Origin of the sequence: Planococcus sp. CAU13 (genome assembly GCF_000775575.1) — a bacterium.
Lineage (GTDB): Bacteria > Bacillota > Bacilli > Bacillales_A > Planococcaceae > Planococcus.
Genome location: NZ_JRGN01000352.1, coordinates 1 through 5,852 on the forward strand (window position 1 = coordinate 1; position 5,852 = coordinate 5,852).

General features: G+C 47.6%; 8 protein-coding genes. All 8 read right to left on the reverse strand.

All coding sequences use genetic code 11. The features are described 5' to 3' along the window. Nucleotides 1-179: 179 nt before the first annotated feature. The 8 genes from flgL to motA all read right to left on the reverse strand — a co-directional run bounded on the left by flgL (nt 180) and on the right by motA (nt 5,744). A complete protein-coding gene (gene flgL / locus KW93_RS16470; RefSeq protein WP_033544147.1) occupies nt 180-1,022 on the reverse strand; it encodes a flagellar hook-associated protein FlgL in 843 nt (280 codons plus the stop codon). Between the two features lie 24 nt (nt 1,023-1,046). Beyond that, the gene (gene flgK, locus KW93_RS16475) at nt 1,047-2,339 is read right to left on the reverse strand and encodes a flagellar hook-associated protein FlgK (protein ID WP_033544148.1); all 1,293 of its coding nucleotides are present in this window, start codon (nt 2,337-2,339) and stop codon (nt 1,047-1,049) included. A gap of 24 nt (nt 2,340-2,363) precedes the next feature. Beyond that, the gene (locus KW93_RS16480; protein ID WP_235318434.1) at nt 2,364-2,837 is read right to left on the reverse strand and encodes a flagellar protein FlgN; all 474 of its coding nucleotides are present in this window, start codon (nt 2,835-2,837) and stop codon (nt 2,364-2,366) included. Between the two features lie 39 nt (nt 2,838-2,876). Next, complete coding sequence (gene flgM / locus KW93_RS16485) at nt 2,877-3,143, reverse strand: flagellar biosynthesis anti-sigma factor FlgM (protein ID WP_033544150.1); 267 nt, start codon at nt 3,141-3,143, stop codon at nt 2,877-2,879. 26 nt (nt 3,144-3,169) lie between these two features. After that, a complete protein-coding gene (locus KW93_RS16490; protein ID WP_033544151.1) occupies nt 3,170-3,595 on the reverse strand; it encodes a flagellar protein in 426 nt (141 codons plus the stop codon). An 80-nt stretch (nt 3,596-3,675) separates the two neighbouring features. After that, the gene (locus KW93_RS16495; RefSeq protein WP_052131670.1) at nt 3,676-4,104 is read right to left on the reverse strand and encodes a flagellar basal body-associated FliL family protein; all 429 of its coding nucleotides are present in this window, start codon (nt 4,102-4,104) and stop codon (nt 3,676-3,678) included. Nucleotides 4,105-4,123: 19 nt separating this feature from the next. Then, nucleotides 4,124-4,957, reverse strand: coding sequence for a flagellar motor protein MotB (locus KW93_RS16500; RefSeq protein WP_200883360.1), 834 nt, complete (start codon nt 4,955-4,957; stop codon nt 4,124-4,126). Further along, nucleotides 4,947-5,744 carry a flagellar motor stator protein MotA gene (gene motA / locus KW93_RS16505; RefSeq protein WP_033544154.1) on the reverse strand — a complete coding sequence of 266 codons (798 nt, stop codon included), beginning with the start codon at nt 5,742-5,744 and terminating at the stop codon, nt 4,947-4,949. Before motA ends, KW93_RS16500 begins: the two co-directional genes overlap by 11 nt. Nucleotides 5,745-5,852 lie beyond the last annotated feature (108 nt).

Consider the following 5,852-nt stretch of genomic DNA (forward strand, 5'->3'; position numbering starts at 1 on the left):
TTTGACTTATGACCCGAAGAGCTGGGCCGCTGAAGTCTGGACAAGAAAAGCTTGCATCTCTAAGTATAGGGGTGCAAGCTTTTGTCATTTTTAGCTTTATGTAATTTTTTCGTTAAGTTTCGGGCTGGAAATTTAATATAAAAAAGAGCGCCGCCCAAAGGCAACGCTCCTTCTATATATTATCTCAAAAAGTCCATCAGACTCGGCTGAATGATTTTTGCTGATGCTGCAAGACTCGCCTGGTAGACGCTCTCTTCGCTCTTCAGCTTCGTGATCGCTTCCGCCACATCGATGTCCGTGATGCTCGACAGCATTGACTTCAACTGAATCGTATTATCGAACATGCGGTTTTCCGCTGATTCGACGCGGTTCATGCGTGCACCGACATCTGAAGAAGCTTTTAATAATCGATTGATTCCATCATCAATTAAATCGAGATCCATCGCAGTACCATTATCAAGGCCCGTCGTAAGACCTTCTAAATCCGTCAGCAACTTCGCGTTTTCTCCCAGCAATTCTTTTTCAGTAACATTCACCGGAATCGTCATTCCACCGCCGACCGTTATCGACTTAGCTGTAGACGTGGATACTCCTTCAGCACCAACAACCGCCTTCGTAAACAAATCCGCACCGTTCACCTTCGTATTCGCAAACTGGCGAAGCTGATCTGTCAGTTCTTTGACTTCATTAGAAACCGTCAAACGGTCCTCCGGTGACAAGGTTTCATTGTTTCCGCGTACCGCAAGTTCGCGGACACGCTGCATGACATTAACCATTTCATAAACAGTCTGGTCCGTTTCATCAAGCCACAGTTTGGCTTCGCCGGTGTTGCGCTCGTACTGCTCATTTGTCGCAAGAGCACTTTTCAGCTCCATCGCTTTAGCCGCGCCGTGCGGATCATCGGAAGGTTTCGACACCTGCTTACCGGTCAACGCCTCATTATATGCTTTTTGGAAACGGCCCATTGAGTTGTTCATATTGGCCATTGAGTTTTGGTGAAGCATCTGGTGTGAAATTCTCATTTTCTTACCTCCGGTTACCGATTATTAACGTGCAGCCATCCGGTTAATAATCGTATCAAGCATCTGATCCGTCGTCGATATCAGCCGGGCTGCGGCACTGTATGAATGCTGGAATTTAACAAGATTCGCCATTTCTTCATCAAGCGAAACTCCTGACACGGACTGGCGGCGATTTTCTGTCGCCTGCAAAGTCGCTTCGAAATTGGCAACAGAGCGGGTTGCTGACTGGCTTTCAGCGCCTAATGTGCTGACAAGCTTTTGAAGATTCGATTTTGCGGTAGGAATAAATCCTCCTTCATTTTCCGGATCCGGTTTCAAAGCTTTCATTTCTTCAGCTACACCAGCTGGAATAGTTGTAAGGTTAGCTCCGAAGTTAACCTTCATTTCAGCAATGGTGGCGGTGTTGCTGAACAGTGGGAATTCATCTTCAGCTGCGTTATTGGCTTCCGCAAATCCAGTTGCAACACCTTCCAAATCCTTCTGAATGTCCAACACTTTCGCTTCCGCATCAATCAAGCCGCCAATTTTGCCGCCGATGAATTGACCATCAACTTCTTGGCCATCAATTACTTCTTCATCAATTACCAATGAACCGTCTTCGTAAGTAACCCTGGATGAAGGGTATGTGATTTTATAAGCGCCTTCTATTTCTCTTACATTAATTTTTACTAACTTTGAAAGTGATTCTACGGCTGCATCACGCTGATCCAGCAAGTCATTCGGCTGGCCACCCACGCGGACAATGCTTTTATTCAGCGCATCGATTTGTTTGATGTATGCATTTGCTTCTTCAATGGCCGCATTCTTCTGTGCAGTCAAATCATCTTTCATATTCCCCAGTGAACTGTCCATCGCCTGTGCAACTTCCACAAACTCCTGCGCGCGCTGCTTTACTACCGCCTGTGCAGACGCATCGCCTGGTTTATTTGCAAGATCCTGCCACGCATTCGCCAGCTGATCCATTGCTGCATTCAGTCCCGAATCGCTTGGTTCATTAATGATCGATTCCAGACGGTCGAACGCCGCTTGCTTCGTTTCCGCTTCGCCGAGATTCGCCGACTGGTCACGGTGCTGATTGTCCAGGAAACGGTCACGCACACGGGTAATCGAGTCGATGGAAACGCCGGAGCCGAGCTGGCCTGGGTTCGTGCTGTTCGTCCAGACATCCAGTGAAGGCGATGTGCTCTGGTTCACCTGCTGGCGCGAATAGCCTTTCGTGTTGGCGTTGGCAATATTATGACCGGTCGTCGCAATGCTTGCCTGCCCGACGCTCAAAGCGCGTTTTCCTGTCTCTAACCCGTGAAATGTTGAAACCATGTGTTTCCCTCTCTTCTGCTCCGCTTATGCTTTCGTATCGAAAAAGCCGCGATTGCCTGTTTGTGAATTCTGTTGCCCTGTCGGTGATTGATAATTGAAGTTCTGCTGCTGCGATTTGGTGATTTGGTCGATCATATGTTGTACAAAGCTCATGGAATCTTTCAGCAGGCGGTCGTTGATCCGGTTTTTCTCCTGCAGTTCCGCTGTGAGCTCCTGTAATGTTGTCAATTGGAGTTGTAGCTTCTGTTTTTCCTGTCCGCCGGGAAGACCGTCGAGGAATGACTGGAAATTCGTTGCCGCAGGTTCCTGCGAAACACCTTCCATTGCTGCCATCCGTTCAGCTTCCGTCTGTTCGAGCTGTTTGACCAGCTTCTTTTCTTCTTTCGTTATTGCGTTCAATCCATCCACGCTGCGCTCAATCAAAGCCGCTTTCTTATCGTCAGCGCATGTGATGAGCTGCTGCTGGATGCCGATCAATTTTTCCAGTGCCGTGACCATTGCGTTCAATATCCGACACCCTCCTTTAATAGAACAAAATTATTTTCCGTACCAGAAATCAAACATCTTTTCTGCCACTTTGTCGTTATCGACTTGGTATTCGCCTGACTGCACCTGGGCTTTCAGCGCCTGGATCTTTTCATGGCGTTCAAATTCGGCTTTGCTTTCGAACATCTTCTTGGCCTCATTTGAAATTTCCAACTGGTCTTCTTTCTGCAATGGCTTTGCCTTATCCACTTTCGTTACCTGCATTTGCTTTTGATACGATTGAATAAAGGAAGAACCGTTTGTTTTATCGATATTCATTCCTTCACCGCCCCGTCTTTTTATTTTTAATCCTTTAATTTCCAGTAGCGTGCCGTATGCGCATGCTCGTTCGGCTTGTTGGCGTCTTCAAAGAACTTTTCGGCTTTCAGTGTTTTATTGACTTCGGCTGTAAAGTCTTCAAAACAGCTTGCACACAGCATCTGCCGCTTGATAAGCGTACCACAATGCGCGCAGCCGTACCCCAGATTCGGGTAATCTTCGACATAGATGCGGCCGTCCCGTATGAATTCCGCGATCCGTTTCTCCGGCACTCCCGTGAACGCGCTGACTTCTTCAATGGAAGCAAACCGGTTTTCCTCAACTTTCAGGAAATTGGAAATCACTTTGTATTCACGTTCCATTTCCTTGTAGCAGTCCAGGCAATAATCCGTATGGTCCTTTAAATATAACTTGCCGCAAATCGTACAGTTAGCCAATCGATCTGACTGCATTACAACCACCTGATTCCTTTATAGAGTATTTATCGGCACATTTCACGCATTGTTTAGTGTTTTTTCAATTGTTTTTACTATTATTGCACCTTGAATTCCGTCACCAAAACGCGCTCCACTTTGCCGGTCTGCATAATGTCCGCGAGTTTCGCCTTCAGCTCTTCTTCAAGGGCCGTGATGCCTTCCTGGCCGACCAGTTCATCTTTCGTAAATCCGGCAACCGTTGAAATGATGGCAGCGCGGACTTCAGGCGTCCGCTTTTCAGCTTCTTCCTTCGTTTTTTCGCTGTCCAATAAAATATTGAACTGCACGATACCAAAATTCGGCGACGCAAGATTTGTTGTGATGACATCGGTGTCGATGCTCATAGCAGCGAGTTCCTCGGCTGACGGCTGTTTCTCTTTCTCTTCAGAGCCTTCCGCGTTTTTCCCCAAAAAGAAGAAAGCGCCCGCTCCTGCCGCAGCCAATACCAGCACTGACACGATTAAAATTTTCGTCAATTTCCCCATAATGCACCTCTATTTGCTCTTATTCTGTTTCTTCATGTGAATACAATGAAATCAGAACTTCCACGCGGCGGTTTTCCGCGCGTCCTTCCGCTGTATCGTTGCTTGCGATCGGCTGATGCTCAGCAAACCCGGTGGCACTGAATTTCCGCGGATCCAAATTATCGTTCTCGAGTAAAATCTTCATGAAATTGATGGCGCGAGCCGAACTTAATTCCCAGTTCGACGGGAACTGTGCAGAAGTGGACGGAACGTTGTCCGTATGCCCTTCGATGAAAATGCTGCGCGGCGGATCCGTCACAAGCATGTTGCCGATTTCCGCTGTTATCGTCTGTGACTCTTCCGAGAGGTCTGCGCTTCCCGAACGGTATAACACGCCGTCCTTAATCTTCAGCACAAGCCCTTTCGACGTCAATTCCGCTTCCAGCTTGTCTTCCATATTGCGTTCCGCGATATAGGCTTTAATTTTATCCTGGATCGCCGCCAGTTCTTTATAATCTTCCGCTAAAGCGAGCTGCTCGATCTCTTCGGCCGTCATTTCAATTTTATTGTCATCTACTTCTTCTTCTGCTTCCGGAGGCGTCGTCGCTTCCCCTTCTGTCGGGTCGGCGTCATTCGGCTCAGCGAGTTTCGACGTCTCTTCGAACGTTTCCACTGCCGATTGGTTATCCAAAATGCCAGTGCCGCCCTGCAGTTCTTTATTGAACGAATCCGAAATCTCCTGGAATTTCTGTGAGTTCACTTCACTCGCTGCGAATAAAACAATGAATAATGCGAGCAATAAAGTCAGGATATCCGCATACGGAATCAGCCAGGACTCATCGACGTGGTCTTCGTGTTTTTTCTTACGCTTCAACGCGGACACCTTCTTTTACTTCCTCTTCAAGAACGCGGTCCTTGAGCGGCAGGTAAGTCAATAGTTTTTCTTCTACGGTACGGACCGGCAAGCCTTCATGCACTGCAAGCAATCCTTCCAGCATGATGCGCTTGATGCGCGCTTCGTGTTCAGATTTCCGTTTTAATTTATTGGCGAATGGATGCCAAAGTACATAACCGGAGAAAATCCCGAACATCGTGGCAATAAATGCCGCCGAGATGGATTTCCCAAGTAACGCGATGTCGTCCAAATGGCTTAACGCTGCTACAAGCCCGATTACTGCTCCGAGAACACCGAGTGTCGGCGCATAAGTACCGGCCTGCGTGAAGATTTTCGCCCCAAGTTCGTGGCGTTCTTCCATCGCGGCAATGTCTTCTTCCATCATTTCACGGATCTGTTCCTGCGGCTGGCCGTCGACGACCATTTTGAGGCCGCGCTGCAGAAACGGATCTTCCACTTCTTCTGATTTCTCTTCCAAAGCAAGCAAGCCTTCGCGCCTTGCCACCATAGCCCATCCGGAGAACATCGGCACCATTTCTTTGATTGTCAGCATTTTGTCCTGCGAAAACAGAACTTTGAACAATGCCGGCACTTTTTTCACTTCTTCCATCGGAAATGCGATCAATATACACGCAATCGTTCCGGCGAAAATGATGACTAACGCTGCCGGGTTATATAAAGCGACCGGGCTGGAGCCTTTCAAAATCATGCCTCCAACCAGTACGGCTATTCCAAGTATTACGCCAATCCATGATGTTTTATCCACATCTGTAACCTCATTTCACTGCTTTGTCTCTGTCTGATGTTGTTATTTCTCTCTATAGTTGTTGAATAGTGGGTTTATGATATTGCGCAAAACAGCTTCGCTTTCCAG